Source organism: Ruegeria atlantica (genome assembly GCF_013032505.1).
Classification (GTDB): domain Bacteria; phylum Pseudomonadota; class Alphaproteobacteria; order Rhodobacterales; family Rhodobacteraceae; genus Ruegeria; species Ruegeria atlantica_F.
Window position 1 is genome coordinate 1,259,186 of sequence record NZ_WQCG01000001.1, and the last position, 26,531, is coordinate 1,285,716.

General features: G+C 56.6%; 30 protein-coding genes. 14 read left to right on the top strand and 16 right to left on the bottom strand.

Annotated elements, in window-relative coordinates; all coding sequences use genetic code 11:
* Positions 1–23: 23 nt before the first annotated feature.
* The gene (locus tag GOW92_RS06155) at positions 24–590 is read right to left on the bottom strand and encodes a tetratricopeptide repeat protein (protein WP_170558893.1); all 567 of its coding nucleotides are present in this window, start codon (positions 588–590) and stop codon (positions 24–26) included.
* 30 nt (positions 591–620) lie between these two features.
* On the bottom strand, positions 621–1,109 hold the full coding sequence (locus tag GOW92_RS06160) for an Lrp/AsnC family transcriptional regulator (protein ID WP_170558895.1): 489 nt from the start codon (positions 1,107–1,109) through the stop codon (positions 621–623).
* 102 nt (positions 1,110–1,211) lie between these two features.
* Between GOW92_RS06160 and putA the strand changes: the two genes are divergently transcribed.
* Positions 1,212–4,613, top strand: coding sequence for a bifunctional proline dehydrogenase/L-glutamate gamma-semialdehyde dehydrogenase PutA (gene putA / locus GOW92_RS06165; RefSeq protein WP_170558896.1), 3,402 nt, complete (start codon positions 1,212–1,214; stop codon positions 4,611–4,613).
* 42 nt (positions 4,614–4,655) lie between these two features.
* Positions 4,656–5,399 (top strand): rhomboid family intramembrane serine protease, encoded by a 744-nt coding sequence (locus GOW92_RS06170; RefSeq protein WP_170558897.1) that lies wholly within the window; start codon positions 4,656–4,658, stop codon positions 5,397–5,399.
* 306 nt (positions 5,400–5,705) lie between these two features.
* Here GOW92_RS06170 and GOW92_RS06175 read toward each other — a convergent pair whose 3' ends face one another.
* Positions 5,706–6,491: an inositol monophosphatase family protein gene (locus tag GOW92_RS06175; RefSeq protein ID WP_170558898.1), complete on the bottom strand. Its 786-nt coding sequence runs from the start codon at positions 6,489–6,491 to the stop codon at positions 5,706–5,708.
* A gap of 96 nt (positions 6,492–6,587) precedes the next feature.
* Entirely contained in the window at positions 6,588–7,493 is a 906-nt protein-coding gene (locus GOW92_RS06180) for a LysR family transcriptional regulator (protein WP_170559380.1), read from the bottom strand.
* A gap of 94 nt (positions 7,494–7,587) precedes the next feature.
* Here GOW92_RS06180 and metF point away from each other — a divergent pair, with 94 nt between their 5' ends.
* Together metF and GOW92_RS06190 are read left to right on the top strand one after the other, a co-directional pair.
* Complete coding sequence (metF, locus tag GOW92_RS06185) at positions 7,588–8,454, top strand: methylenetetrahydrofolate reductase [NAD(P)H] (protein ID WP_170558899.1); 867 nt, start codon at positions 7,588–7,590, stop codon at positions 8,452–8,454.
* 166 nt (positions 8,455–8,620) lie between these two features.
* On the top strand, positions 8,621–9,271 hold the full coding sequence (locus GOW92_RS06190) for a J domain-containing protein (protein ID WP_170558900.1): 651 nt from the start codon (positions 8,621–8,623) through the stop codon (positions 9,269–9,271).
* Positions 9,272–9,321: 50 nt separating this feature from the next.
* Here GOW92_RS06190 and GOW92_RS06195 read toward each other — a convergent pair whose 3' ends face one another.
* A complete protein-coding gene (locus GOW92_RS06195; protein WP_170558901.1) occupies positions 9,322–9,840 on the bottom strand; it encodes a YHS domain-containing (seleno)protein in 519 nt (172 codons plus the stop codon).
* Positions 9,841–10,091: 251 nt separating this feature from the next.
* On the opposite strand from GOW92_RS06195, the gene yghU reads away from it, so the two are divergent.
* Complete coding sequence (gene yghU / locus GOW92_RS06200) at positions 10,092–10,970, top strand: glutathione-dependent disulfide-bond oxidoreductase (protein ID WP_170558902.1); 879 nt, start codon at positions 10,092–10,094, stop codon at positions 10,968–10,970.
* A gap of 38 nt (positions 10,971–11,008) precedes the next feature.
* On the opposite strand, the gene GOW92_RS06205 is transcribed toward yghU, so the two are convergent.
* Positions 11,009–11,797, bottom strand: a complete 789-nt coding sequence (locus GOW92_RS06205) for an SseB family protein (RefSeq protein WP_170558904.1) — start codon at positions 11,795–11,797, stop codon at positions 11,009–11,011.
* Entirely contained in the window at positions 11,790–12,377 is a 588-nt protein-coding gene (locus tag GOW92_RS06210; RefSeq protein WP_170558906.1) for a uracil-DNA glycosylase family protein, read from the bottom strand. The genes GOW92_RS06205 and GOW92_RS06210 overlap by 8 nt, the downstream gene beginning before the upstream one ends.
* Positions 12,378–12,607: 230 nt before the next feature.
* On the opposite strand from GOW92_RS06210, the gene GOW92_RS06215 reads away from it, so the two are divergent.
* Genes GOW92_RS06215 through GOW92_RS06230 form a run of 4 tightly spaced genes read left to right on the top strand, consistent with a single transcriptional unit; the run spans position 12,608 to position 17,169 of the window.
* On the top strand, positions 12,608–13,267 hold the full coding sequence (locus tag GOW92_RS06215; protein ID WP_170558908.1) for an ABC transporter ATP-binding protein: 660 nt from the start codon (positions 12,608–12,610) through the stop codon (positions 13,265–13,267).
* Positions 13,245–14,819: a capsule biosynthesis protein gene (locus tag GOW92_RS06220; protein ID WP_170558909.1), complete on the top strand. Its 1,575-nt coding sequence runs from the start codon at positions 13,245–13,247 to the stop codon at positions 14,817–14,819. Before GOW92_RS06215 ends, GOW92_RS06220 begins: the two co-directional genes overlap by 23 nt.
* A 5-nt stretch (positions 14,820–14,824) precedes the next feature.
* The gene (kdsA, locus tag GOW92_RS06225; protein ID WP_170558911.1) at positions 14,825–15,658 is read left to right on the top strand and encodes a 3-deoxy-8-phosphooctulonate synthase; all 834 of its coding nucleotides are present in this window, start codon (positions 14,825–14,827) and stop codon (positions 15,656–15,658) included.
* A gap of 14 nt (positions 15,659–15,672) precedes the next feature.
* The gene (locus GOW92_RS06230) at positions 15,673–17,169 is read left to right on the top strand and encodes a phosphomannomutase/phosphoglucomutase (RefSeq protein WP_170558913.1); all 1,497 of its coding nucleotides are present in this window, start codon (positions 15,673–15,675) and stop codon (positions 17,167–17,169) included.
* Between the two features lie 57 nt (positions 17,170–17,226).
* Here the strand turns inward: GOW92_RS06230 and GOW92_RS06235 are convergent, their stop codons facing one another.
* Positions 17,227–19,176, bottom strand: a complete 1,950-nt coding sequence (locus tag GOW92_RS06235; RefSeq protein ID WP_170558915.1) for an AsmA family protein — start codon at positions 19,174–19,176, stop codon at positions 17,227–17,229.
* 94 nt (positions 19,177–19,270) lie between these two features.
* Here GOW92_RS06235 and rimO point away from each other — a divergent pair, with 94 nt between their 5' ends.
* On the top strand, positions 19,271–20,665 hold the full coding sequence (gene rimO, locus GOW92_RS06240; protein ID WP_170558917.1) for a 30S ribosomal protein S12 methylthiotransferase RimO: 1,395 nt from the start codon (positions 19,271–19,273) through the stop codon (positions 20,663–20,665).
* Between the two features lie 606 nt (positions 20,666–21,271).
* Here rimO and GOW92_RS06245 read toward each other — a convergent pair.
* Entirely contained in the window at positions 21,272–21,460 is a 189-nt protein-coding gene (locus tag GOW92_RS06245; protein WP_170558919.1) for a hypothetical protein, read from the bottom strand.
* A 213-nt stretch (positions 21,461–21,673) separates the two neighbouring features.
* On the opposite strand from GOW92_RS06245, the gene GOW92_RS06250 reads away from it, so the two are divergent.
* Positions 21,674–21,916, top strand: coding sequence for a CDGSH iron-sulfur domain-containing protein (locus tag GOW92_RS06250; protein ID WP_170558921.1), 243 nt, complete (start codon positions 21,674–21,676; stop codon positions 21,914–21,916).
* Here GOW92_RS06250 and GOW92_RS06255 read toward each other — a convergent pair whose 3' ends face one another.
* From GOW92_RS06255 to GOW92_RS06270, 4 genes are all read right to left on the bottom strand, one after another.
* Positions 21,917–22,177, bottom strand: coding sequence for a DUF6455 family protein (locus GOW92_RS06255; RefSeq protein WP_170558923.1), 261 nt, complete (start codon positions 22,175–22,177; stop codon positions 21,917–21,919).
* Between the two features lie 78 nt (positions 22,178–22,255).
* Positions 22,256–22,519: a DUF6455 family protein gene (locus tag GOW92_RS06260; RefSeq protein WP_170558925.1), complete on the bottom strand. Its 264-nt coding sequence runs from the start codon at positions 22,517–22,519 to the stop codon at positions 22,256–22,258.
* 68 nt (positions 22,520–22,587) lie between these two features.
* Complete coding sequence (locus GOW92_RS06265) at positions 22,588–22,947, bottom strand: YigZ family protein (RefSeq protein ID WP_438826308.1); 360 nt, start codon at positions 22,945–22,947, stop codon at positions 22,588–22,590.
* Between the two features lie 5 nt (positions 22,948–22,952).
* A complete protein-coding gene (locus tag GOW92_RS06270; protein WP_170558929.1) occupies positions 22,953–23,660 on the bottom strand; it encodes a M48 family metallopeptidase in 708 nt (235 codons plus the stop codon).
* A gap of 122 nt (positions 23,661–23,782) precedes the next feature.
* On the opposite strand from GOW92_RS06270, the gene GOW92_RS06275 reads away from it, so the two are divergent.
* Entirely contained in the window at positions 23,783–24,031 is a 249-nt protein-coding gene (locus GOW92_RS06275) for a hypothetical protein (protein WP_170558931.1), read from the top strand.
* Here GOW92_RS06275 and GOW92_RS06280 read toward each other — a convergent pair.
* Positions 24,019–24,294, bottom strand: a complete 276-nt coding sequence (locus GOW92_RS06280) for a DUF167 domain-containing protein (RefSeq protein ID WP_170559382.1) — start codon at positions 24,292–24,294, stop codon at positions 24,019–24,021. The genes GOW92_RS06275 and GOW92_RS06280 overlap by 13 nt on opposite strands.
* Positions 24,295–24,432: 138 nt before the next feature.
* On the opposite strand from GOW92_RS06280, the gene GOW92_RS06285 reads away from it, so the two are divergent.
* Both GOW92_RS06285 and GOW92_RS06290 read left to right on the top strand, forming a co-directional pair.
* Positions 24,433–25,011, top strand: coding sequence for a nitroreductase family protein (locus tag GOW92_RS06285; RefSeq protein ID WP_170558933.1), 579 nt, complete (start codon positions 24,433–24,435; stop codon positions 25,009–25,011).
* Positions 25,008–25,706 carry an EI24 domain-containing protein gene (locus tag GOW92_RS06290; RefSeq protein ID WP_170558935.1) on the top strand — a complete coding sequence of 233 codons (699 nt, stop codon included), beginning with the start codon at positions 25,008–25,010 and terminating at the stop codon, positions 25,704–25,706. The genes GOW92_RS06285 and GOW92_RS06290 overlap by 4 nt, the downstream gene beginning before the upstream one ends.
* Positions 25,707–25,709: 3 nt before the next feature.
* On the opposite strand, the gene GOW92_RS06295 is transcribed toward GOW92_RS06290, so the two are convergent.
* Positions 25,710–25,985: a DUF1467 family protein gene (locus GOW92_RS06295; RefSeq protein WP_170558937.1), complete on the bottom strand. Its 276-nt coding sequence runs from the start codon at positions 25,983–25,985 to the stop codon at positions 25,710–25,712.
* A 21-nt stretch (positions 25,986–26,006) separates the two neighbouring features.
* Complete coding sequence (mce, locus tag GOW92_RS06300; RefSeq protein WP_170490274.1) at positions 26,007–26,411, bottom strand: methylmalonyl-CoA epimerase; 405 nt, start codon at positions 26,409–26,411, stop codon at positions 26,007–26,009.
* Between the last annotated feature and the right edge of the window lie 120 nt (positions 26,412–26,531).

The window sequence follows — 26,531 nt, forward strand, 5'->3', positions numbered from 1 at the left end:
TCGGTTCGGGGGCGCATTTCGTTTCAGATTTCCTCACCCGGCAAGGCAAGCGGCCCGCCCGGCGCCATCAGATGACGCTCTGACAGCCAGGGATTCAATTCGAGTGCCTGAGACAACGCTTCGCGCGCCTCATCAATGCGCTGAAGTCCCAACAATGTCAGGGCCCGTCCGCTGATTGCCGCGACGTGGTTGGGCGACAGCTCTATAGCTTTCTCCAGATCGGGCAGTGCGGATTGAAAATCTTGTCTCAAATAGTGAGCAAAAGCGCGTTGGTTGTACCCTTCAGCGTAAGACGGACAATACGCGATCAGCTTGTCGAAATCCTCAATCGCACCCAGCAGGTCCCACGCATTCCGGCGCGTCATGCCGCGATCCAAAACGGCCTGTGCACTTTCATCCGGCGCATCAGTCCAGAATTCCCAAAGCTGACCAGATAGAGCGCGGGCGGACTGTTCGGATTCAGCGTTCTGTATTTGCGATAGCACTGAAGATACGTCAGCGGAATGGTCCGGCGCGATAGGGCACTCCTGAGCACTGCCCGCGAATGCAGTCGCAGCATAGAAGATTGAGGCGTAGGCTAAGCTTTTCATGCGCCAATGGTGACCCGCACAAGGCGTTCGTCAACCCATCGCGTCCAAAGCTCCAGATACACCAGTCTCTTTCACAGCCTCCATCGCAACAAACGTTGAGGTACTGGCGACATGCGGCAACGATGATATCTTTTCGGCAAGAACGGCACGGTATTCCGACATCGACCTAGTGCGTATTTTCAGCAGATAGTCAAAATTCGACGCAATCATATGAGCTTGCTCAATTTCGGGCACCTTCCGAACGGCGGCGTTAAACTCGGCCAAAGCCTTCTCGCGCGTGTCGGTCAGGCGGACCTCAACAAAGGCAACGTGGTCCAAACCAAGGCGAATGGGGTCCAGCAAGGCGCGATAACCTGTGATAATGCCTTCTGCCTCAAGTCTCTTCACACGTGCTTGAGTCGGGGATTTTGACAGTCCGATGCGCCGCGCGAGATCGGCGATGGGTATCCGGCCATCCTCGGCCAGAATCGCCAGAATTGTCCTGTCGAACCGATCCAATCCCGGAAAGTCTTTTTGCATCGTCTGCACCCCAAAAAACAGGCCATTCGCCTATCCACGTGTGAAAATAAGGCAATCGTCCCGGAAAATCGACACTATATTACTCAAAAGACCGGAGGATACATGTCACACAGCCTGCGCACCCGAATTGATGCCCAAACCTATGCCGATCCCACTGAGGTTCTTGACGCACTAATCGCCAAGGCCGACCTCAGCGCGACCGACCGCAACGTGATTTGCGCGTCTGCGGCGCAATTGGTGCGTGATATCCGATCCAGCACCTCACCCGGTATGATGGAAGTGTTCCTTGCAGAATATGGCCTCTCCACGGACGAAGGCATCGCGTTAATGTGTCTGGCCGAAGCGCTGTTGCGCGTACCCGATGCCGACACGATCGACGCGCTGATCGAGGACAAGATTGCGCCATCGGATTGGGGCAAGCATTTGGGTCAGTCCTCATCGTCGCTGGTCAATGCATCCACTTGGGCTTTGATGCTGACTGGCAAGGTGTTGGACGAAGGCAAGACCTCTCCGGTCGGCGCGCTTCGCGGGGCTATCAAGCGCCTGGGCGAACCCGTGATCCGAACGGCCGTTGGACGCGCGATGAAGGAAATGGGTCGTCAATTCGTATTGGGCGAGACCATCCAATCCGCCATGGACCGTGCCAACGGGATGGAGACCAAGGGCTATACCTATTCCTACGACATGTTGGGAGAGGCCGCCCGGACCGAGGCAGATGCCGCCCGTTATCACCTGTCCTATTCACGCGCGATTGCAGCCATCGCAGAAGCCTGTATTCACGATGATATCCGGGCCAATCCGGGGATTTCAGTCAAACTGTCGGCGTTGCATCCACGCTATGAATTGGCGCAGGAACAACGGGTTATGGACGAGCTGGTTCCCCGATTGCGCGCGTTGTGCCTGTTGGCAAAGGCCGCTGGAATGGGTCTGAACGTTGATGCCGAGGAAGCAGACCGTCTGTCCCTTTCGCTGCAGGTAATAGAAGCCGTGATGGCCGAACCCGCTCTGTCCGGTTGGGACGGTCTGGGAATCGTGGTTCAGGCTTATGGGCCGCGTGCTGGGCTCGTGCTGGACACGCTGTATGAGATGGCCGAGCGCCACGATCGCAAGTTGATGGTACGCCTGGTCAAGGGCGCGTATTGGGATACCGAAGTCAAACGGGCTCAGGTCGAAGGCGTAGATGGCTTTCCGGTGTTCACCCGCAAGGCGGCCACGGATATTTCGTACATCGCCAATGCGCGCAAGCTGCTGAGCATGACCGATCGCATTTATCCGCAATTTGCCACCCACAATGCCCATACGGTCAGTGCGATCCTTCACATGGCCGAGGGCCAGCCTTTTGAATTCCAGCGCTTGCATGGGATGGGCGAGACCCTGCACCAGCTTGTCAAAGACCAAAGCAATACAGGGTGTCGGATTTATGCGCCAGTCGGGGCACATCGGGATCTTCTGGCTTATCTGGTGCGACGCCTGCTAGAGAACGGTGCAAACTCGTCGTTCGTCAACCAGATTGTAGACGAGAACGTCCGCCCGGAAGAGGTGGCCGCCGATCCGTTCCTGACGCTCAAGGATCAGGTCCGCCCGCTGCCAACCGGGCCAGACCTGTTCCAACCGGAACGCGTCAACTCGAAAGGATTCGACCTTAATCACACCCCAACGTTAGACAGGATCGACGCTGCGCGGGATGCATACCGGGCGCACCACTGGTATGCGCAACCGCTGTTGTCCGGTGACGCAAATCCGGAACAGGACCAACCGGTCATGAACCCGTCCCAGCCGCAGGATCGACCTGGAGCCGTCGCCGCCGCCAGCGCGGAAGATGTCGAGCTTGCTCTGGCATCCGCCGCACCATGGCAGACATCTCCGGTCGAACGATCGCGTATCCTGAATATCGCAGCCGACCTGTACGAGGCTCATTTCGGTGAACTTTTCGCCTTGCTGGCGCGCGAGGCGGGTAAATCAGTACCCGACGCCGTCGCTGAGTTGCGAGAGGCGGTGGATTTCCTGCGTTACTACGCCGCGAACATTCCTGATGCCGAACCGGCGGGTACATTTACTTGCATCAGCCCATGGAACTTCCCTCTGGCTATCTTCACAGGCCAGATTTCAGCGGCCCTGGCCACAGGCAACGCGGTTCTGGCGAAACCTGCGCCACAGACGCCGCTGACTGCGCATCGCGCTGTTCAACTATTGCACGAGGCCGGAATTCCCCGAGACGCACTTCAGCTTCTGCCGGGTGGTCCCTCAGTCGGCGCTGCTCTGACCTCGGACCCGCGCGTCTCGGGCGTTGCGTTTACCGGATCAACCTCAACTGCGTTAAAAATCCGCACAGCGATGGCTGAAAACCTGCGCCCTGGTACGCCGCTGATCGCCGAGACTGGCGGATTGAACGCGATGATCGTGGACAGCACCGCCTTGCCTGAACAGGCCGTTCAATCCATCATCGAAAGCGCGTTCCAATCTGCAGGACAACGGTGCTCGGCCTTGCGATGCCTCTATGTTCAGGAGGATATCGCCGAGGATCTTCTAACAATGCTGACCGGCGCAATGGATGCTCTGCTGGTTGGCGATCCCTGGTTGATCGCAACCGATTGCGGACCGGTCATTGATGAGGCCGCGCGCCAGGGCATAGCGGATCACATTGGCAAAGCCCGCGCAGAAGGGCGCGTTTTGAAAGAAACCGGCGTACCGCGCGAAGGGACGTTCATCGCCCCGACGCTTATCGAGATACCCGGCATTTCCGCCTTGCAGCACGAAATTTTTGGCCCTGTCCTGCATGTCATACGCTTCAAGGCATCCGAGATTGATCAGATCATTTCCGAAATAAACGCCACTGGATACGGGCTGACCTTTGGCCTGCATACTCGGATCGACGACCGCGTACAGCACATCACCGAGGCAGTGCACGCCGGAAACATCTACGTCAACCGCAACCAGATCGGTGCAATCGTGGGGTCTCAGCCATTTGGCGGCGAAGGGCTTTCAGGCACGGGCCCCAAGGCTGGTGGGCCGAACTACATGGCACGATTCTGCGCCCCTGACCGGCAGCAGTCCGACGATCAATGGGATAGCCAGATGAGCGAGCTTCCCGGCGCTCAGGGTACGCCCGCTCCGGTGCAGACCAAGTCATTGCCAGGCCCAACGGGCGAATCCAATCGGCTAAGCGAGTTCCCACGCGCGCCATTGCTGTGCATGGGCCCCGGAGCCGAGGTCGCGCGCGCGCAGGCTGACGCCGTTCAGGCACTTGGGGGAACGGCTATTCAGGCGACAGGTTCGCTGGATTTGCACCGGTTGGAGAATATCACCGGGATATCGGGCGTGCTTTGGTGGGGCGATGACGATACAGCGCGTGAGATCGAACGACACCTCGCCCGTCGGGACGGCCCGATCCTGCCGCTGATCCCGGGCCATCCGGACCGCGCACGGGTTCTGGCTGAGTGCCACCTGTGCGTTGATACAACAGCCGCTGGTGGCAATGCCGCTTTGCTTGGGGGTGCGGCGTAAGCATGCCTTGACGCTGGGCCGGGAAAAGCCCAGCGTCGCCTCATGTTTCCAATCCGTGACCATAACCCTTCGGGGCGAACGCCGTATGTCGTCTACCTGCTGATGGCGGCCAATATCCTGATATTCCTAAGCTATGTGGGCATCATGAACGATGCTCGGCTGATCAATCAGCTTTACTACGACTATGCGATTATCCCGGCGCGGATTGCCGACGGGTTTGCCTTTGAAACGTTGGTGACGTCGATGTTCCTGCACGGAGGTTGGATGCATCTTGCGGGAAACATGCTGTTCCTATGGATTTTCGGCGACAACCTCGAAGATGAAATGGGCCACCTGCCCTTTCTGCTGTTCTACACTGCCGCCGGCATTGGGGCGGGTCTGATCCACATCGTCACAGCGCCGGGTTCGGTGGTGCCGACCATTGGGGCATCGGGTGCGATTGCGGGCGTCATGGGCGGCTACCTGCTGCTGTTCCCCAAAGCCCGCGTGGATATCCTGCTGATCCTCATCGTTTATTTCCGGGTATTCACGATACCAGCCTTTGTCATGCTAGGGGTTTGGTTAGCCATCCAGTTCTTTGGAAGTCTGGCCAGCAACCCGGACGAAGGCGGGGTGGCATATTGGGCCCATACGGGTGGATTTTTCGTAGGATTGATCCTTTGCATTCCACTTTGGCTGCGGCGCGGTGGCACTGATTTCTGGAGTCGCACCCACGGCCATCCGCCGCATCCAGAACACAAGTACAAGCTAACGCAGTCCCGTATCCCCCGCGTGCCCCGCAAATAATAGGTCTTCAAGGTCGCGCAAGCTGGTCCTGGTAAGACACGTGATTTCCTGCTGTAAGGGTTGAAATGCGGTGCCAGCGGCAATCATCGCCATTTGCTCCCCGAGCGGGCAGCCAATGCGGATTGAGGTCGGCGCTCTAACCTAGGCACCGTGGTCCACACGCCCTCCGGCCGGTCCAGGAATTGCATGGACACAGCCAGTTGTACCCGTGGCCGGGTGAGAGATTGCTGTTAGCAACATGCGAACTTGTGAAGGCGGAAAACGCCTCTAAGTTGGCGCATGCCTAATGAATTGGCGGTTAGGCTATCAGCCCCGGATCACCTTGGAGAACTGGTCAAAAATCGGTTCGTTCGAACAGATCACTTCACCGTCTTCCAGAACGTCACCTTCAGGATTCAGCGCCTGGACAAATCCGCCCGCTTCCTTGACGATGATGATCCCGGCCGCCAGGTCCCATGCATTCAGGCGACGTTCCCAGAAGCCTTCGTAACGCCCGGCGGCCACATAAGCCATGTCCAGCGCAGCGGCGCCCCAGCGCCGCACACCGGCACAAACAGGCATCAGACGCGCCAAATCCTGCAAGGTTGCAGGAAGGTCCGAGCGACCACCAAAGGGCAGGCCGGTCGAGAAAACCGACTCGATCATTCGATGACGGCCCGAGACACGGATGCGCATATCATTCATCCACGCACCCTCGCCTTTTTCGGCAAAGAACATCTCATCCTTGGCTGCGTCATAGATCACGCCAGCCACGATCTTGCCCTTGTGTTCCAGCGCGATCGAGATTGCCCAGTGCGGCAAACCGTGCAGGAAGTTCGTAGTACCGTCCAGCGGATCGACGATCCAGCGACGGGTTGGGTCTTCGCCGTCAATTGCGCCGCCCTCTTCGGCCAGCCAGCCATAGGTTGGACGCGCGCCCAGCAGTTCCTCTTTCAGGATCGCCTCGGCGGCAATGTCAGCTTTGGACACGAAGTCGCCCGCGCCTTTCATCGACACCTGAAGGTTCTCTACTTCACGGAAATCCTTGACCAAAGAACGCCCCGCCTTGCGCGCGGCTTTGATCATGATGTTGAGGTTTGCACTGCCAACCATTGTCCAAAGGCTCCTGTCCGGTCAAACCGCGCGTATACTGATGCAAAGCCCCCTTGCCAAGAGGAATGATACGCATAGCAGACCCGCGTTTTTCGCCTATTGCGTCTGCAGCTTGCGCGCCTCGGTACCGGCCAGCTGAATCAGCTCTTGCACGAAGGGTTTTTCCAGGTCCTCGGCACGCACTGCTGCGTAAAGCCTGCGGGTGATGCCTTCTTTGGTCAGCGGACGTGTAACATAGTCCGAATTATACTTCACTTCGCGCACAACCCAATCGGGCAGAACAGAAATGCCGCGGTTCGACGCAACCAGCAAAAGGATCACCGCAGTCAATTCAACCTGCCGGATCGCCGCCGGTTCGACCCGAGCGGGGATAAGCAACTGGCTGAACACGTCCAAACGGGTGCGTTCTACCGGGTACGTGATCAGGGTTTGCCCACGAAAATCCTCGGCTTCGATAAACTCTTTCTGAGCCAGCGGATGGGACGAAGCCGCGACAAAGACAGCGTCATAGTCGAACAGTTCAATGAACTCGATGCCCGGCAGATCTTCTGGATCGGACGAGACGACCAGATCGACCTCTTCTTTTTGCAGCGCAGGCAGTGCGTCGAATGCCAATCCAGGCCGGATATCGACGTCCACGTCGCCCCACGACTTCCGGAAAGATTCAAGCACCGGGAACAACCACTCGAAACACGCGTGGCACTCGATTGCGATATGCATACGTCCGGTCCGTCCATCCCGAAGCGACGAGAATTCCTGTTGTGTGGCCTCGACTTGCGGCAAGATCTGTTCGGCCAAACGAAGCAGGCGCAACCCGGCCGCAGACAGTTTCATCGGCTTGGATCGGCGCAAAAACAACTCAACCCCTGCCTGATCCTCTAGCCCTTTGATTTGGTGGCTCAGCGCCGATTGGGTGATGTTCAATTGATCCGCCGCACGGGCCAACCCACCACATTCATGGATCGCCTTGATCGTGCGCAGGTGGCGGAATTCGATGTGCATTGCAGTGATACTCATGTTGTTCTTGAATAATATGAGTTTGTCTCACATTGCCGGAACTGGCACAAGGTCTCTGTACCAATCAAATGAGGCCGAGATGACCAAGCCAGAAATTTCGTTCGAGTTCTTTCCGCCCAAGACGCTCGAGGCCTCGTTTCGCCTTTGGGATACGGTTCAGACACTGGCCCCGTTAGAGCCACGCTTTGTCTCGGTTACGTATGGTGCGGGTGGCACAACGCGGGAACTGACACGCGATGCGGTGGCGACCCTTCACAAATCCTCAGGCCTGCCGGTTGCCGCGCATTTGACATGCGTGGATGCCTCGCGCCAGGAAACGCTTGAAATCGCGGACACATTCGCGCGCGCAGGCGTGCAGGATATCGTAGCCTTGCGGGGCGATCCGCCAACCGGTCAGGACCGATTCCAGCCGCATCCCGATGGTTTTGCAAACTCAGTTGAACTGATCTCGGCCCTGGCCGAGACCGAGATGTTCAGCATTCGTGTCGGAGCCTACCCAGACATTCACCCCGAAGCACAGAACGCCCGCACTGACATTGATTGGCTCAAGGCCAAACTGGATGCAGGGGCAGACGAGGCCCTGACGCAGTTCTTCTTTGAGGCCGAGACGTTTTTCCGGTTCCGCGATGCCTGTGCAAAAGCTGGCATCGACAAGCCCATCGTGCCTGGCATTCTGCCTATCGAGAACTGGAGAGGCGCACGCAATTTTGCCAAGCGTTGCGGTACACGCATTCCGGATTGGGTTGAGCACGCATTCGACAAAGCGGTGCGCGACGATCGTGAAGATTTATTGGCCACAGCACTGTGTACCGAGCTGTGTTCGGACCTGATCGAAGGTGGCGTGGACAAGCTGCATTTCTACACGTTGAACCGTCCTGAACTGACCCGCGACGTATGTTTTGCCCTTGGCATCACCCCAAAAGCCGAGTTGCAAAACGTCGCCTGACCGGGCCAAACGAAGAGCGGCTCCATGCTACGGAAAAATTGAGAACAATTGCCGCCACCCGCCGCAATTGTTCCTCCATGCACCTCAATTTTGCGTGAAATTTGACAAATTCACGACCCTGGTGAAACTGGGGCAGTGTTATTTTTTGTAATGAGTAAGTTAGGTTATGGAATCTGTTGACAAGATCAACGCCCGCGCAGAGGCACTGCATGCTCTGGGGCTGGATCAAAGCGCAACCTCAGATGATATCAGGAGCGCCTGGCGAGACATTGCGTTCCATGGTCATCCAGACCAGGCCCAAGGCGACAGTTCCGGGTTTACCCGCGCCAAGGATGCGTACGATTTTTTGCGCAAAGAAGGTCTGGCGGGCAAGGGTGTCGGGTCGGGGAAACCCCGACGTCCAAAACTGCGCCGTCGTATCCTTTCACTGGAAACAGCCGACATAAACGCATGCCGCGCCCTGCTGAACACAGCGTTGCCGGACAGATCGGACGAAGTCGAAGTTCCGGATTCCGAGCTGATATGCAAGTCAGATCATGTGCCTGATGCGGTCGGATTCTTTGGGCGTCATGTGACCTTCTTTGTCTCAACGCCGGTCTATGAGGGTGCAAACCGTGTGGCATTGCCGACATCAGTTTTAGCAAGCTCACGCCAGACCGAAACCGAGGTGCTGAATTTCCAGTCAAACAACTCGGGCGGTGGTGAAGTTGTTGTGCCGGATGCGATCACGGCCCGGACGTTCCCGGGGGCTAAGAGCGTTCGAATTCGGTTCGATGCTGATCAGCAGATGCGGGACGAATTCTCGTTCGCACATTGACGGAAAAGCCCGGCTAAAATGGGCCGGGCTTTGACTTGGTGAGTGGCCACTTAGTTTGAAATCGGGCCTTCCGAGGTGAATTTCGGAATCACGCTGGTGGATGCTCCGTCAGGTTCGATCCCCGGCCAATTGCCTTCTGCGATGTTAATGTTGCCGGGTACGTCTTCTTCCCAAAATCCAACAACTACATCGGTGATGTTCAGATAAAGTTTATCATCGACGATGCGCCACAGGTTCGGGTTCGCGGGAACCTTTCCGCCTTTCGACACACCATACGCGCAATGGCCGTCATATTGCGGGGCGTAGTATGCCGGGTTTTCCAGAAACTTGTCGCGGTTTTCTTCCGACGCAAATGCCCAGGTGGCGCCGTTGTACTCCGCGGTAATATCTGCGTGTCCGCGCACAGCTTCGGGCTGAGATTGACCAATCGCAACCTGATCCAGATCACGGTAGGCGACGACATCGTAACCGGAAACTGCAAAACCGGTGCCGTCAACATATTGATCGCCAGCAAAGGCCGGTGCGGCAAGGGTCAGCGCCGCAGCGACTGTCAGGGCAAAACGTTTCATGGTGGCAAGTCCTTTTGTCCTCGGGGTTGTATATCTGCCCGAACTTACGGGTCTGAACTTACAATAGGCGATTCAGATGGGTTGCGAAGTCCCCCTCGCGTCGCTGTGACGTTGAATGAGGATTCGTGAGAAGTCAGGTGAGGAATGTTACAAAAAACGCTACGCCCATGGGGGTTGGACTCTGGGCTTTGCAACATTAGCTGTTGGAACGGACGGACAATTCACCTGCACTTTGTGAAGAAAGGCAAGAAATGAGCGAGCAACCGACCTATACGCCCCCAAAGGTCTGGACTTGGGACAGCCAGAATGGCGGCCAATTCGCCAACATCAATCGCCCGATCGCCGGCGCCACCCACGACAAGGATCTGCCGGTTGGGAGGCACCCGCTACAGCTTTACTCGCTGGCCACCCCCAACGGCGTCAAGGTAACCGTGATGCTGGAAGAACTGTTGGCATTGGGTCATGAAGGCGCTGAATATAACGCGTGGCTGGTCAACATCGGCGAAGGTGACCAATTCAGTTCGGGCTTTGTCGGAGCCAACCCAAATTCGAAAATCCCCGCTCTTTGGGATCGCTCGGGCGACAAACCGACACGCGTGTTTGAAAGCGCATCAATCCTGTTTCATCTGGCCGAGAAGTTCGGTGCGTTTTTGCCTGCATCCGGACCGGAACGTGCGGAAGTCATGAACTGGGTCTTCTGGCAGATGGGTAGCGCACCCTACCTGGGCGGTGGGTTTGGCCATTTCTACGCCTACGCGCCGGAAAAATATGAATACCCGATCAACCGCTTCACGATGGAGACCAAACGTCAACTGGACGTTTTGGATCGCGAACTGGCGGATAAAACCTACATCGCGGGTGAGGACTATACTATCGCCGATATGGCAATCTGGCCGTGGTATGGTCAACTGGTTCTGGGCCGCCTTTACAGCGCCGCGGAATTCCTGGACGTCGAATCTTACAAGAACGTCATGCGGTGGGCCAAGGCTATTGACGCACGCCCGGCCGTTCAGCGGGGCCGAATGGTCAACCGTCCGTTCGGTGAACCTCATACTCAGCTGCACGAACGTCACGAAGCCAGCGATTTCGAAACCCGCACCCAAGACAAACTGGAAGCGGCTGCAGAATAAATGCAAAAGCCCCGCAGACCATCCGGTTTCGGGGCTTTTCACTTCAGAATCGGTGGCTTATCCGGATCGCTGCCGGGTGTCGTCTGGGTGATAACGCGCGCTTCGGGCTGCGGTAGATCAAACCGCAAGCCAACCCGCGCCAATGATGCGGCAGCCGGATCATGTGCGCCGAAGAAACCGACATCCATAGCCCCTGCTTCAATCCCGGAAAACGTCAACGCCTCGGACGCGGCCTTGGCCAGTGCGGGTTCGGACCCCTCGACCGCACCAATGAAACCCAGCAGGTGGCCTGAACCCCCGCCATCGGATTTCGTGCCCACCAGATACGCGGCTTCAGCCAGCCCAACTGCGGTGGCGAGCTTAGCGTCCAGCGCGGTCAGCAAATCGTCGGGCAGACCCGCAGGCGGCAGGAACTCTGCCAACCGCTGCTGAACCTCTTCTGGCCCGTGCTGCAGCGTTTCCGCCAGCCAGCCCAGCGCCTCGGAAGGGATCAGCATAGAGGATGGCGCGACTTCAAGGTTGAGCCCCAGCCCAATCCCCTGCCCCGCCAGCATGGATGACAGCACCCGGCCCGACAGGGCCACGTAAGGAACTGGGCGTTCTGCAAACCGCGCCAGCCGGTCCTCGCGGTCAAAGGCCAGCACAAAACGCCCATCAGCGACGTCAAACAACTCGGGCGAAATGTTTTCGCCCTTTGCCTCTTCCGTCAGCATCAAAAACAGCTCGCTATCGGCAAGCCGTTCGAAAAACCGCAAACGCGCTGCATCGTCCTGTGGATTAGCGTTCATCGCGGCGTGGGCAGTGTCCAAAGCGGTGGTTTCAGTCATTCAGAACCTCTTGCACCCGCGCACGCAGGACCGGCAGAAGGTCGGTCTGGAACCACGGATTCTTCTTTATCCATGCCGTATTCCGCCAAGAAGGATGAGGCAAGGCAAAGACGCGCGGCGCATGGTCCCGCCAGTTGCGAACCGTTTCCGTGACCGATCCGCGCACGTTCAGGTGGTACTTATGCGCGTGACCACCCACCAGAATGGTTAGGGGTACATCGCCCAGTGTTTGCATGACCTTTTTGTGCCAGGTTTGCCCGCAAACTGTTGGCGGCGGCAAATCAGCCTTGCGCGCATTATAGCCCGGAAAACAAAAAGCCATCGGTACGATCGAAACCCGTGATCGGTCATAGAACACGGTTTCATCCACTCCAAGCCAATCGCGTAAGCGATCTCCGGATGGATCGGTGAATGGCCGGCCCGACGCGTGCACCCGTGCACCCGGCGCCTGACCGGCAACCAAAATCGGCGTTCCCGGCTGAAACCAGACCACCGGGCGCGGCTGGTGGGCGGTCTCTGTCGCGGCGAATCTTTCCGCGCAGATACGGCAGGATGAGATTTCTTTCTGCAGCGAATTCATCAGATGGCAAGGTTTCCCGCATCAAATTGGTTGACGGTCACCCTGAAAGATAGTCAACGCAACGCGCGGGTCCAACCGAAGGAAAAGTCACATTACCAACAGCACATTTGCCGGTGCATTGATCATTGCTGTAAAAATTCGACATAATATGGCCCATATAAAACGTAGGATAAAACCCCGGTTACCGGCGCATCCGGTGCAGTATACAAGGTACAAGCAGCAGGCCCTTAATGCTTGAGTTTGAAAATGTCAGTAAGTCCTTTTGGACCGGGACCCGCCGCAAGGTGATCTTGGACAGTGTCTCGTTCCGGGTAGAATTGGGCCGTTCGATTGGCATTCTTGCACCTAATGGAACCGGGAAAACGACCTTGATCAACATGATGGCGGGGCTGGAAAAACCCGATGAGGGCGTAATTCGAAAGTCCTGCAGGGTATCGTTTCCCATGGGATTCACCGGGGGTGTCGCAAACAAACTGTCGGCCCTGGAAAACGCGCGCTACGTCGCCAACATCTACGGGATGGACCCCGACTACGTCGAAGCCTACTGCAAGTGGCTGTGCGGATTGGGCGAGTATTTTGACCAGCCTTTGGCCACCTATTCCAGCGGTATGAAGGCACGATTTACGTTTGCTCTGATGTTGGCTCTGGATTTCGACATGTATCTGATTGACGAAGGTATGCCCGCGACGACGGATGTGGAATTCAACAGGAAGGCCGGTGACATTCTTCGGGAAAAACTACGCACGACAACGATGGTTATCGTGTCCCACAGTCCCGCTGTGCTGGAAAAATTTGCACAAGAGGCCGCCGTTTTGATGGATGGCCAGCTTTATATGTTCGACACCTTGGAAGAGGCAAAGCAGTTATATGACTACCAAACCCAAGGCTAAAATCTACAACTGGCGTCGCAAACGCCGCAGCGCAGGAACGGAAGAAGACCGCGCTGACGCTATTTCTCGGATTCGCAAGGCAACTCAGCCGCCCTCCGCCGCCAATGACTCGCAACCTAACGCCGAGATTGATGCCATCAGAAATGAGGGGCTGACCGGACGCCAATTGCGGATGGCACGCAGGCTGGCACAAAAGAACGGGCTGGACGCGACCTCGGACTATGATGCGGTGCGTTTGCTGCGCCAAAAAGGTATCGACCCGTTTCATCGCGCCAACTTGCTGGGGATGGCAGGAGAAACAGAGCAGACCGAGGACCACACAAAGGACAAAGTCACTATTCACTTGCCGCAAACGGTCAACGAAGGTGGAAAGACGCTACCCGGCCCCGAATTGACCCCTGCAGAACGGCGCGCGTTTGAAATTGGCGAAATACAAAAAGACATCGCCCGCCGCCGCCGCCGTAAGCTGTTTACCCTGTTTGTCCGCTTGGCGGTTTTTGTCTTCCTGCCCACCTTTATAGTCGGGTTCTATTTCTACCGGGTGGCAACGCCGATGTATGCCAGCGACTCGGCCTTCTCAATCCTTCAGGCGGACGGCGGCGGTGCAGCTTTTGGCGGGCTTTTGGCGGGAACCCAGTTTGCCACCGCGCAGGATTCTGTGGCCACACAGGAATTCCTGGAATCCAAAGATGCTCTGCTTAGGCTTGAGCGCGACATGGGCTTTGCCGAAATCTTCAAACAAGACTGGATCGACCCAATTCAACGGCTTTCGCCGGACGCCACGCTGGAAGAAACCTACAAGCTTTTCCGCCGGATGATCACGATCGGATATGATCCGAGTGACGGCATCATTCGGATGGAAGTTGCAGCACCTGATCCGGAGATTTCAGTAGCCATTTCCGATCGCCTGCTGTCCTACGCGGAAGACACGATAAACGGGCTTACGGAACTCAAGCGCGAAGACCAGATGCGTGACGCACGGGCTGGATTCGAAATGGCTCAGAACGAGCGGCGGAAAGCCCAGGAAGCCTTGATCGAACTTCAGATTCAAGGCGCATTACTGGATCCGCAAAATGTCATCGCCGGCTTGCGTAGCCGCATCAACGCCTTGGAAACACAGCTTCAGGAAAAAGAGCTGCAGTTGGCCGCATTGCTGGATAACCGTCGTCCAAACCAGGCCAAGGTCGATGGCGCACGTGCTGACATTGCGCGGCTTGAAGTTGTGTTGGAAGAGCTCAACTCAGAAATGCTGGATGTGTCTGCAGGCGAAAACTCGCTTGCCAGGCTTAGTGTTCGAATTCAGATGGCGCAGGCCGATCTTGTTGCAAGGGACATGATGCTGCAGACAGCCATGCAGCAAATGGAAACCACACGGACCGAGGCAAACCGCAAAGTACGCTATCTGACAGTTTCGGTGCGGCCAGTCCCAAGTCAGGAACCCACCTATCCGCGCAAGTTCGAAAATACGATTTTGGCTTTTCTGTTGTTTGCTGGTATCTACCTGTTGATCTCGCTTACCGCGTCGGTCCTTCGTGAACAGGTATCCTCGTAAGACACATGAAACATGTAAAAATCTCCGATCTCACGGTCGGTAATGATCTGCCTCTGACGATCATTGCCGGTCCTTGCCAACTTGAATCTGCCGACCATGCTCAGATGATCGCAGGCAAAATGAAAGAGGCTTGCGACGCGGCCGGCGCTCAGTACGTGTTCAAAGGTTCGTTCGACAAGGCGAACCGCACCTCTGTAAATGCGGCCCCTGCGCTTGGGCTCGACAAGGGGTTGGCAGTGCTGCAATCGGTAAAAGACAGCATCGGTGTCCCTGTCACCACAGATGTGCACGAGAAGGAGCAATGCGCGCCCGTTGCCGAAGTATGCGACATCCTTCAGATCCCAGCTTTCCTGTGTCGACAGACCGCCCTTCTGAAGGCCGCGGGGCAAACAGGCGCGACGGTCAACGTAAAGAAAGGTCAGTTCCTGGCGCCTTGGGATATGCAGAATGTTGCAGCCAAGATCGAAAGCACGAACAACCACAACATCATGCTGACCGAACGTGGTGTCAGCTTTGGCTACAACCGCCTGGTCGTAGACATGCAATCGTTACCGGAAATGGCCCGCACCGGGTATCCGGTGATCATGGACGCCACTCATACCGTGGCGCAGCCTGGTGGCCTGGGCGGCGCATCCGGCGGTCAGCGCGAATTTGCACCCGTTATGGCCCGCTCGGCTGTTGCTGTAGGCGTGGCGGGTGTCTTCATGGAAACCCACCAAGATCCAGACAATGCACCGTGTGACGGGCCTAACATGATCTATCTGGACCAAATGCCTCAATTGATTGACACTTTGATGCGCTTTGATGCATTGGCCAAAGCCAATCCAATACAGATTTAAGTAAGAGCAATAGCATGACGAAACCCATCCCCGAGGTGACCCCGAACACCTGGAGCTTTCTGCGCGATCCGATGATCAAGCCAACCGGCTTTCGCGAATATGACGCACGTTGGAAATACCCTGAAGAGATCAATCTGCCCGGTATGACTGCGCTTGGTCTGGGATTGGGTACGCAGATGCGAAAGCGCGGGATCGAGCCGGTGATTGCGGTGGGCAACGACTATCGCGACTATTCACTGGCGATCAAGAATGCGCTGATCCTGGGCCTGATGCAGGCCGGTATTCAGGTCAAGGATATTGGTCCTGCGCTGAGCCCGATGGCTTACTTTGCGCAATTCCATCTGGATGTGCCGGCCGTGGCCATGGTGACCGCCAGCCACAACCCGAACGGATGGACCGGCGTCAAGATGGGCTTTGATCGTCCTTTGACACACGGCCCCGACGAGATGTCAGAGCTCCGCGACATCGTCCTGAACGGTGAAGGCACCCCGCATGAGGGCGGAACATACGAATTCGTTGATGGTGTAAAAGAAGCCTACATCGACGATCTGGTCGGCGACTTCAAAATGTCCCGCCCCCTGAAAGTCGTATGTGCAACCGGAAACGGAACAGCTTCGGCCTTTGCACCTGAGATTTTCGAACGCATTGGCGTCGAAATGGTGCCCAGCCACACCCGATTGGACTACACCTTCCCCAACTATAACCCCAACCCCGAGGCTATGGAGATGTTGCACGACATGTCCGCCTCTGTGAAAGCCAGCGGGGCCGATCTGGCTTTGGGCTTCGACGGCGACGGCGATCGCTGTGGTGTTGTGGATGATGAAGGCGAAGAGATTTTTGCCGACAAAGTCGGTGTGATCATGGCCCGCGATCTGGCGAAACTGTACCCCAATTCGACCTTCGTGGCGGATGTGAAATCCACCGGCCTGTTCGCAAGCGACCCCGAATTGCAGGCCCACGGCGTCAAAGCGGATTACTGGAAAACCGGCCACAGCCACATGAAGCGTCGGGTCAAGGAGATCGACGCGCTCGCCGGTTTTGAAAAATCTGGCCACTATTTTTTGGCTGAACCGATCGGGCGTGGCTACGATTGTGGAATGCGGGTTGCCGTTGAGATCTGCAAGCTGATGGATCGCAACCCGGATCAAAGCATGTCGGACTTGCGCAAGGCGCTGCCAAAAACCTGGTCTACGCCGACCATGTCGCCCTATGCCGCCGATACCGAGAAATATGACATTCTTCAGCGGCTGGTCGACAAGCTGGTTGCAAAAGCAGATGCCGGAGACAGTTTTGCCGGTCGCGCGATCAAAGAGGTCGTCACCGTCAACGGCGCCCGTGTCACTCTGGACAATGGCAGCTGGGGTTTGGTGCGCGCGTCTTCGAATACCCCGAACCTTGTTGTGGTCTGCGAAAGCAGCGAAAGCGAGGATGAGATGCGCGCAATCTTCGCAGATATCGACGCAGTTATTCGCACTGAACCCGGTGTGGGCGATTACGATCAGACCATCTAAGTATACTTGCGTTTCGGGGCACTTTCCTGCCCCGAAACATTCTGTAATTGGCGCGCTTTAGTTACCGCCAAACAGTTTCAAAAGCCCCTTGTTCACTTCGTCTTCCAGTTTGTTCTTGATCGCGTCTTCGATCTGATCACTGTCGGTGATCGTCGTGTTCAGCTCGTTTCCGACTTTGTCCAAGACTTTCTGCTTAGCCTCGTCTTCAAGTTCTTTGGCCTTTCCTTCGGCGACCGCTTCTAGGACCTTGGTCAGGTCTGGCTTGATCGATGGGTTGCTCCAAGGCCCAACGATCTGAACCGGCACGGAAATCCCATTGCCCGAATTCGCGCGCAGCGCAACAGGGGTGAACAGATAGTCTATATCTCGGTTACCGATTCCGACGCGTCCGGTGCCGTCGGCCCGGAAGTTATCCAGCGACATCAACAGGTCATCGTTCCACAATACCCCCTGGTCTATTGTGAAGCTGGCGGACAGGCTATTGAAGACAGTTGTGCCTCTCTCGCCGCCGCTGCGGCCCATCAGGCGATCCAGATCAAACCCCGAAATCACACCCTTGCCCACGTCCACGCGGCCCTTGCCGCTGAGTGAGCGCATGATTTGATCTTCGGTCTGTCCAACTCCCAGAAACTCGAACGATCCCGATCCGGTGCCAGACAGGCGCTCAATGCCACCGAGCGCGGACAGCGCTTGTTTGATGTTTATCCCATTTGCGGTCAGGTTGCCGCCGACCGATAATCCGTTCCGGTTATTTGCAACCACCTGCCCGTTCAATTGTCCTGAGAACAGGGTGGCGGGGCTCATCTGAAGAACTGCTCTGGACCGATCGAGGTTAAGCGTCAGATCGCTGTGACCCAGCGTTAGCCCCGGCACGGCAATCGAATTTGCTTTGAGTCGGATCTTGCCGTTGGCCAACGCCAGCGCAGAAGCATCAATCGGTGTGGTTGACCAACCTTGGTCTGGCGGGGGCGCTGCCCCTCCGCCACCACTGCTGGGCGCATCGGTGAAATGAGTGAGATCAAGATCACCGCCATCCAGCCGGGCGGTGATCTGCGGCGTGTCCGAGATCACGATATCTGCCTCACCGGTCAGACGGTTGTTATCAAGCAGCGCTACCATGTTGCGCAGGGAAATCCGACCATCACTGGTATAGGTCATCTGACCGGCCACATCGGCCTCGCGGCCCAGTCCCAAAGGCAGTCCGACGCCGGGCTGACCAAAAGCGGCCAGCATTCGTTCTGTATTCGTCGATTTGGCCAACAACCTGCCGTCCATTTCACCGGCAAGATTGACCCGGCCAACAAAACCAAACTGCCCTCCCGGGGCGGTCATGGTCAGATCCAGAGGCGTAACCGAACCAGACGCATAGGCCGGCAGATCCTGAATCTTTAGGTCGACATCGACCTCTCCTCCCGGGACCGCCATTTGCGCCTGAACTTGCAGAGGCGCTGAAACGTCCGGCCAACTGGCCGCCAGATCGACATTGGCAAAGTCGAACTTTGTTGCACCGTTTTCGATGTAGATCAGGCGCGCGTTCGTCAGTTTCAGGTGATCCAGCGTAACCTCGCCTTGCTGACCTTGCGGCGCTGCACCTCCCGTGGCGCTTGTCGAGGTCGCGCTTGTGGGCGCTGAAAGCTCCCAATTCCCGCGCCCGTCAGAAAGTTCCAACCGCAGAACCGGATTATCGGCGATCACCCTTTTGATCCGCAAATCCCCGGATATCAGCGCGGCGGCTTCAACTCCTACGGCCAGGCTTTCTGCGCTCAACATTGGTTCTGAACCGGCCCACGATGCGTTTCCAAAGGTTACGGGACCGGTCTCCAGCCCCAGTACAGGCCAGAAAGACAGATTCACATCACCTGAAAGCGTCAGGTCGCGACCGGTCTGGGCGCGAACCTGCTCGGCCAATATCGTGGCCAGCTTGTCGCCGGGCATAAGTAGCAAAGCCCCAATAATCAGGCCAAATACTGCCACTAACAGAAACAGGATGCGCAATAACCACTTCATTTTCTGCTCTCCGCCTTTTTCATGCGTTTAAAAAGATCATCCAAATCCTGCGTCGCATTTGCAAGGGGAAGCGTTCCCCACTATATGCCGCGCCATGACCACGAACCCGCCAAACCTCCGCCCCGACCTGGCGCCTGCCGCCCGGATGCCCGAGACGCCACGTTCGAACCAGCCGACAATCGGTATGGTTTCCTTGGGCTGCCCCAAAGCACTGGTCGACAGTGAGCGTATCCTGACGCGCTTGCGTGCCGAAGGTTACGGCATATCACCGGACTACTCAGGCGCGGATGCCGTGATCGTGAACACCTGCGGGTTCCTCGACAGCGCCAAGGCGGAATCTCTGGATGCGATTGGCGAGGCTTTGGTGGAAAACGGCAAGGTCATCGTGACCGGCTGTTTGGGTGCGGAACCGGATTACATCCGCGAACATCACCCGCGCATCATGGCTGTCACCGGCCCACACCAATACGAACAGGTGCTGGATGCAGTGCACTCGGCTGTGCCCCCCGATCCCGATCCGTTTGTGGACCTGCTACCCGCCGCCAGCGTACAATTGACCCCGCGTCACTACAGCTATCTCAAGATTTCCGAGGGCTGTAACCACAAGTGCAAGTTCTGCATCATCCCCGACATGCGTGGCAAGCTAGCCAGCCGTCCAGCCCATGCGGTACTGCGCGAGGCCGAGAAGCTGGTCGACAATGGCGTGCGTGAGCTGCTGGTAATCTCGCAGGACACTTCCGCCTATGGGTTGGACCGGAAGTATGACGTGAACCCGTGGAAGGACCGCGAGGTCCGCAGCCACATCACCGATCTGGCGCGCGAGCTGGGGCAGTTAGAGGCATGGGTCCGGCTGCACTATGTCTATCCTTACCCACATGTGCGCGAGTTGATCCCTCTGATGGCGGACGCAGGGTGCAACATCCTGCCCTACCTGGATATTCCCTTCCAGCATGCCCACCCGGACGTTCTGAAACGCATGGCTCGCCCCGCGGCAGCGGCTAAAACACTGGATGAAATCGCCGCATGGCGGGCGACCTGCCCGGATATCACCCTGCGTTCAACATTTATCGTCGGTTACCCCGGTGAAACTGAGGCCGAATTCCAGACCCTTCTGGATTGGATGGACGAGGCACAACTGGATCGTGTCGGCTGTTTTCAATACGAAAACGTCGACGGCGCACGTTCGAATGATCTACCTGATCATGTCCCTGCCGAGGTCAAGCAAGAGCGCTGGGACCGTTTCATGGAAAAAGCTCAGACCATTTCCGAGGCCAAGCTGGCCGCCAAAGTCGGCCAGACCCTTGAAGTGATCGTGGATGAGGTTGATGACGAGGCCGCAACATGCCGCACGAAATCAGACGCGCCCGAGATCGACGGCAACCTGTTCATCGACGAAGGCTTCGAAGACTTGAAACCTGGGGACATCGTATCGGTCGAGATCGACGAAGCCGGCGAATACGATCTATGGGGCACACGCACCAGACCCTAATGTATCCGTTCACCCCAAATAGTCAGAGCGTGACTTAAGTTTATTGGCTTTGGACCGGATATTCCCGGACCATGAATGAAGACCTCAACTCGCAAGAAGGAGGGTTTTCATGTCATACCTTCGTGCAATCTCTTTCAATTGCATGGCCGCGATATTCCTGTCCCAACTTTATGCCGTTCCTGCAAACGCTGGCAACGCCACTGCTGGAACGGGAGTCATAGTTTTTGTCGGGGCAAAATCGCAGCATATTCATAACCACAACAATATCCGCATACACAGGCACTATGCCTCACCTAAAGCTTACACGCCCAAAGCGCTACACGCGAAGCCAGTAGCCAGGCATGATCCTTACGCTCTGCGTAAGCCAAAAAAGAAATCCTATCTCTACCTGTATGGGCCTTGGTATGGGTCTAAGCGTCAATACTACCACCGAAGGTCATTTGGACACGGATATTGATAGCTACTGAGGAGACGAGCTGATTGCCTGGCGCAACCTGACCCGACACTGCGCCAGCCTGAAGCAGGCAAGAAAAAAACCGCCCTGAAGGAGGCGGTCGAATCGAACTCAGAAAGCGGGCGGCCCCAAAAGGGCCGCCCGTAGAATTCTTATTGAGCGACTGGGTTACAGACCGTCTGACCCGCTTCGGTCGTGGCCAATGCAGTACCTGCCGGGCAGCTCGGTGTGCCGTACTTGTCGTATTCAGGCGTGATGTAAACCGGTGCCGGTTCTTCCTGCTGCGAGCATGCAGCCAAAACCAGGGCAATTGCGCTTACGGCAGCAAATTTAAGTTTCATGTCCGTCAATCCTCTAAAATTTTTCATATTGACCTATAACCTCGGGCCAGTCTCAAAATACGACCTCATTGAATTTATTGCAACAAAATCAATCACGGAACTGTGAGAACGGCAAAACCATGCTGCTTCCATAAAGAATCAGATGCGCTCTACACGCCCTGCCCACAGGGTCTATAGTTGATTCACGACATCAGCCAAAAGCGGAGCAGCCACATGTCAGATCAGCCGAAACTTGCCCAAAAAGCCCCATATCCGGTCGAAGTGACCGAAGGAAAAAGCTATTTCTGGTGTGCCTGCGGTAAATCAGAACGGCAGCCATTCTGCGATGGTTCACACAAAGGAACACAGTTTGAACCGGTGAAATTTACCGCCGAAACCAGCAAAAAAGTGTTCTTTTGCGGTTGCAAGCATACAGCCAATCCGCCGCTGTGCGACGGTTCGCATTCCAAGCTCTGATCACGTCTTCAAAGCGTTCAACGTTTCCGCATTTGCGCAGAACGCGGGTGCTGAGTTGGCTTTGGATTGCTGCTGCGACAGCCACAATTCGCATTGGCCACTGCAGCCAGAGGCGCGACAGCGGGTCACGATATCTGCATAGCCGTTGCTGCTCAGACGCCCCTCGGCCATCGCTTCGGTCAACGAAACATTCATGCATCTGGCGACTGACCGCGTGAGCCAGAAGTGTTTTTCCACGTCGCCCAAAATATCTCGGGTCATTAACGGATCTGCCTTTCGTTCAAGCAAAGCACCAAAACATGGGGCAACGGCGGGGTTTGGTTTTTTCCACCCGCCGCACTATCCGTCTGAAAGCGAAGTCAGGCGGTCAAACAGTGCCGTGTTCCTGCAGTATTCCGGCGTCTTTCGGTCCTGTGCGGATTGAGCCAGAAACCGTGCGCAATGATCTGGGTTCGAGCAATCCCTGCAGCGCAATACCGCCTCAGAGATCTGATCAATCGAGACCTCACCACCAATGGCTGCATCTTCCAGATCAACCCCGACACGGGTTGCCATTTGGTCGACCAATTCCGCATGTCGTTTCAGAGTGTTCTTTCCAGTCATTGCGCTGTCTCCCTGTCGCACGGTTTGGACAGGATAGCGCAGCGGTTCGATCAGGCATTTGACTCAGGTCAAGACCCGACGCCGATGTGATCCAGATAGGCTCGCGTGGCATCCTGAACCCTGCGAAAGCGGTCTCCACCGAGTTTTTTGCCCCCATACCAGCGGGTAACGATGATGACGTGGCCGTCCAAGCCGGCCCTTTCGAGCATGCGCAAAATGACCATTCCGGCACCACTTTCGCCATCGTCGGCCTTTAGCGCCCCTGTCGGCAGGATCGCAGCCCAGGTATTGTGCGTCGCCTTGGCATAAGCTTTGTCGGACTTTAGGTCTTGCAGCACGGCATCCACGTCATCGCGGGTTTGAACCGCAGCGCCTGATACTGCGTACTTCGATCCGCGATCCGTCAGGATTACGCCTAGTTGGATCATTGAACTCATTGCGTCAGTCCAAGTTGTCGCGCGGTGTCCTTGACCATCTTGACGCGCTGCGCATTCGGGGGGTGCGTTCCTAGAAATTGATCGCCCGGGTCCGGAATGCGATCAAAATACTTTGCACCGATCAAAGGGTTGTAGCCGGCATTGTAAGTAATGATCGTACCCAACTGATCGGCCTCTAGCTCGAAGTCTTTGATATAGACTTGGGCGCCAACCTCAGCTCCTAGTCTCTGCGCCTCTTCGATACCCGCTCCGTCCGCACCGCCCAACCGGGCCAGTTCGCCGAAAATGGCCGCGCTGTCCCGCGCGTTTCTGGATTGCCTTGGAATGTGACGCAGGATGTGATGCGCCGCTTCGTGACCCATCACAAACGCCAATTCATCCGCGTTGTTTGCGGACTCGATCAACGCGCGGGTAAAGATTATGACCGGCTGATCCTCATTGTCGAGCGTTTGAAACGCATTGGCCTCAGCGTTCGGGTTCAGGTCAACCAGAATCGTAAACTCGCAATTGGTCACGTTTGACCGCCGCAGGCATTCTTTACGCGCCTGTTCTCCAACCTGCTGGCTGACCTGCTGGAAAACTTGTGCTTCGGCCTTGAACTCCCGGGCCTCCTGCGCCCATTCGGTTGCGGGTTGAACGCGCAACGAATTGGCACTGCACGCCGCCAGCAACAGGGGAAGAATTAAACAGATCAGACGGCGCATTCATAATCCTTTGAAACGGTTGGCCCGTTTTCACGACCATAGCGCGGACCTGCGGCGATCACCACAGGCCGATTACGACAGTACGGGTTGCATTGCGCTCGACGGGCTTGCACTCTGGCTTCATGTTTTCGATTGAGCATGAATTCGACTCGACAGTCATTACTCTAGTGGACGAGGGCCCAAAACCTTTGCAAGAGGATGTCGTCATCAACAGCTTCGCAGAATGTGTGACGCTTGAACAATTGGATCCACGGACAGATAGGATTCAGAGGATCACGTTATCCCCTGAACAGGTGCGCGATCTGGCGGCGGCTTTGGATCTGCCGGAAGGCGTGTACCAAATCCGTGAATCACCGGATCAAGGTGAATAGACAAATACTTTGTCGCGCGACGCCTGACCCCGCCTGAGGGTCAGCGAAGACGGTGCCACACCCAAGGCAACAGCGAGGATGGAACGCACCGCCCCGTTTGCCTTGCCATTTTCAGGTGGCGCGGTGACGGTGATGCGGATGGTTCCCGGATCGGAAACAATTCCGTCTTTCGCCGCTTTCGGCGTGACTCTGACCTTGATCTCTTCGCCGGGGATGGCGCGCGCGCTCAGGTTCGGTACATTTCGCAGCTTTGGCTTGGCCATCTTTCCTCTCTTCTTCTTGAACACCCTTGCACGAACGCGCAGGGAGTGAAATTGATCTTCTGCATCCAGCCGCTTGCCCTTGAAACCCGCCAGATGTTCAACCACATACACAACCGCCAATGTAAAGGAAGTTAACATATGTCCTTGAAGAATCCGGCCGCTCTAGAATTTCTACAATCGCGGCGGTCGCGCCCAGCGAAAACGCTGATTGAACCCGCGCCCACGCGGGACCAGTTGTTACCCCTGCTAACGGCCGCGGCGCGCAGTCCGGATCATGGCAAGCTGGAACCCTGGCGTTTCATCGTGCTCGATAAAGGCGCTATGCCGCGCCTTGCGCAATTGACCGAAGAATGTGGCTCGGCGCTGGGTAAATCCGCCGAGGACATAGCCAAGGCCCGCAACCAGTTTGACATGGGCCATCTGGCGGTCGCTGTGGTCGAGGTGCAAAAACCGTCAGCGAAAATCCCCGCGCTCGAGCAGACCTATTCCGCCGGCGCTGTGTGCCTGGCCCTGCTGAATGCCGCTCTTGCTGCGGGTTGGGGGGCGAACTGGTTGTCTGGTTGGCAGACACATGATCGCGGTTTCTGCCTAAAGGCGTTCGGTTTGCAAGACAACGAACGCGTCGCGGGCCTTATCCATATCGCGACCGAGGGCTCAGCGCCGCCGGAAAGGCCGCGCCCTGATGTGGCCGCATTGACCGAGTGGGTTTCGGAATGATCATCTTTAATGCCTTTTTCGCAGCACTGGGACAGATCGGAGACCCAAAGTTCCGATCCGTCCTGTTGCGCGGCGTTGGCCTGACGATCGTTTTTCTGATCCTCGCCTGTGCAGCCGCAATCTGGATAATCAACCGCCTTTCAGGGAACGAGATATCACTACCCTTTGTCGGTGCCGTACCGTGGCTGAACGACGTGCTGAATTATTCGGGCATCTTTGTCGTCCTGATCCTGCCTGTGTTCCTGATGGTTCCGGTCGCTTCGGCGGTTACGTCATTGTTCCTGGAAGAGGTCGCTCAAGCCGTTGAGGACAAGCACTATCCGACCCTTCCCAAAGTCCCCGGCATTCCGCTCAGCGAAAGTATACTGGACGGGCTGAGTTTCATGGGGGTTCTGATAGTTGCCAACCTGCTGGCCCTTATCCTGTACGCGATATTTACCCCGCTCGCCCCGTTCATCTTCTGGGGCATGAACGGATTCCTTTTGGGACGAGAGTACTTTACTTTGGCAGCGATGCGCAGGTTGGGTCGTGAAGGTGCACGTAAACTGCGCGCCAAGCACGCTACGACCATCTGGATGGCGGGAACGTTAATGGCGATCCCGCTTTCCGTACCTTTGGTAAACCTTGTGATCCCAATCCTAGGGGTCGCAACCTTCACCCATATCTACCACAAACTGTCGGGGCCAACCGCATAAAGTTCAGCCGCGCGGCTCCAACTGATTCAACCAGTCAAAGTCACGCACCGAAATAACGCCGGACAAGATAATGCCAGCGATTATGGCCCACAGCACCACCGAGATACCGGTGGTGATCCACATCTTTTTCTTTAAGTGATGCTCTTCCGGTGCGCCCGAATGGGTGCCCGGAACGATGTCACCCAGATCACCCTGCGTCTTGATGCGGATTGGCAGCACCACCAGCAAGGTCATGAACCAGATTACGGCGAACAATACGGCCGCAGCAGTAATCGTCATCTCATCCCCTCCGGGGTTTGGTTAGACCTGTTCCAGCTCGACCAGGCAGCCATTAAAGTCCTTGGGGTGCAGAAACAGCACCGGTTTACCATGCGCACCGATTTTGGGCTCGCCTGAGCCCAGCACGCGCGCTCCGGTTTCCTTCAGATGATCGCGCGCGGCGATGATATCCTCGACCTCGTAGCAGACATGGTGGATGCCGCCGGCGGGATTCTTTTCCAGAAACCCATTGATCGGACTGTCGTCACCCAGCGGGTAAAGTAGTTCGATCTTGGTGTTGGGCAGTTCGATGAAAACAACAGTTACGCCATGATCCGGCTCATCTTGCGGGGCGCCGACCTTCGCACCCAACGCGCTGCGGTACTGCTCAGAGGCAGCCTCAAGATCAGGGACGGCAATGGCGACGTGGTTCAGGCGACCAATCATGGAACTCTCCTCTATTTCGGCGTTGCAGCGGTTATGGGGGCTGATTGGGTAAAGGACAAGTGCGCCAAATTGACGTTAACGCCCTGTTAGCCAGAACTTCCTAGCGTAAGGCATCTGCTG